The following is a 1,230-nucleotide window of genomic DNA, read 5'->3' as shown; positions in this document are numbered from 1 at the left end:
CCCCCGCGTGCTGGATGGTGCCGTCTGCATAGAGAAGCTTGGCACCCACCGCGCCGACATCCGGCCGAACCCCGTGGGCAACCATGGCATCGAGCCAGTCGCCACTGCTGATCTCGATGTCGTTGTTCATCAGCACGATCATCGACCCGGATGATTGCTTCACGCCGAAGTTGTTGATGGCCGAATAATTGAACTCACCCGGAAATGAAACAATCTTCACCTGCGCAAACTGGCGCAGCTCGTCGAAGAGAGCGAAGGTTTCCAGCTCGACGCTGCCGTTGTCGACGATCACGACCTCGATCGCGGGATAACGTGTCCGGTGCAGCAAACCCTTGACGCAGGATCGCAGAAGGGTGGCGCCGTCCCGGGTCGGTATCACGACCGACACGAGCGGCGGCGTGCGGGGAGCAGGAAAGACGATGCGCCGCATGGCATGACCCATCGGTGAAACGGATGGGCAATCCGCAGCGCTGTCCGTCGCGAGGAGATCGCCGACGACGCGTGCCGTCAGATCCTCGTCGTCGTCGTGCGCCGTCGCTCCGGCTGTCCGGTGGTAAAGGACGAAGGGGCAGCGCAGGACGGGCCGGCCGTAGACGGTCCGGTGCCGCAGCAGCGTGCGGTAGAGGCCGAAGTGATCGGCAGGCTCGCTGCCCGCGCAGTCGAGGGCTTCGGCGACGCGCACGAAGGCCGCGCGGCAGAAATAATCCTGGGCGCCGGCAAGGTCCGGGTCCCACCCGCCCTTGAAGTACGGGTCGGTCCGGATGCCGTCTGCATCGATCTGGTCCTCGTCGGAATAGACGAGGCCCGTCTCAGGATGCGCGCAGATGAAGGCGGCGGCCGTTCGCAGTGCGTGGGGTGCAAGGATGTCACCGGCCGTGACGAAGGTCGCATACTCGCCCCGAGCTTTTGCAAGCAGTCCCCCGAGATTGCCCGCATTCGCGCGCACCACGGCCGGGAGCCGCGCGAAACTCGCGGGGGCGGAGTCGGCGAGAATGATCTCGACATTGTCGTAGGGCTGAGCCGCCAGGGAGGCCAGGGTGCGCTGCAAGGCGGCGGCTCGGCTCGGCAAGCCGAGCACGACGACACTGAAGCGGATGGAGCTCGCTTCGCGGTCGTCGGTGCGACGATCGATGATGTCCAGGGCGGTCTTGTCGTACAGGCTCTGCCAGACGGTGTAGTCGCCCGTCTTCGCCGCAGCCTTGAGCTCGGCCGGCGAGACCTCCGCCGCGG

1 protein-coding gene is annotated in these 1,230 nt (G+C 65.9%); it reads right to left on the bottom strand.

Annotated elements, in window-relative coordinates; all coding sequences use genetic code 11:
- On the bottom strand, nt 1-1,230 hold a 1,230-nt coding region (locus VQ03_RS30340), incomplete at both ends, for a glycosyltransferase (RefSeq protein WP_048454659.1).

This window comes from Methylobacterium tarhaniae (assembly GCF_001043955.1).
GTDB lineage: Bacteria > Pseudomonadota > Alphaproteobacteria > Rhizobiales > Beijerinckiaceae > Methylobacterium > Methylobacterium tarhaniae.
The sequence above is the reverse complement of the archived record's forward strand: the minus strand, read 5'-3'. Positions and strand labels throughout refer to the sequence as shown.